The 260-nt window shown below is 58.8% G+C and carries 1 protein-coding gene; it reads right to left on the bottom strand.

The genetic code is table 11. The features are described 5' to 3' along the window. Window positions 1-260: NAD(P)(+) transhydrogenase (Re/Si-specific) subunit beta (locus QP442_RS08500; RefSeq protein ID WP_285069803.1), on the bottom strand; the 260-nt coding region annotated here is incomplete at both ends.

Raw genomic sequence — 260 nt, 5'->3', positions numbered from 1 at the left:
ACCAGCACGACATCGGTATCCGCGAAGGAATCGTTGATATCGTCCATTTCTTCCACGATGTCATAGGGGACTTTCGCTTCGGCCAGCAGCACGTTCATATGCCCGGGCAGGCGCCCGGCCACCGGATGGATAGCGAAACGTACCTCGGTTCCGTTATCGCGCAGCTTCTTCGTCAGCTCCGCCACCGGATATTGGGCCTGGGCCACGGCCATACCGTAACCGGGGGCAATAATCACCGAGCTAGCATCCGCGAGTTCTTG

The sequence above is a fragment of the Pauljensenia sp. UMB1177 genome (assembly GCF_030217965.1).
In the GTDB taxonomy this organism is placed as follows: Bacteria; Actinomycetota; Actinomycetes; order Actinomycetales; family Actinomycetaceae; genus Pauljensenia; species Pauljensenia turicensis_A.
The sequence above is the reverse complement of the archived record's forward strand: the minus strand, read 5'-3'. Positions and strand labels throughout refer to the sequence as shown.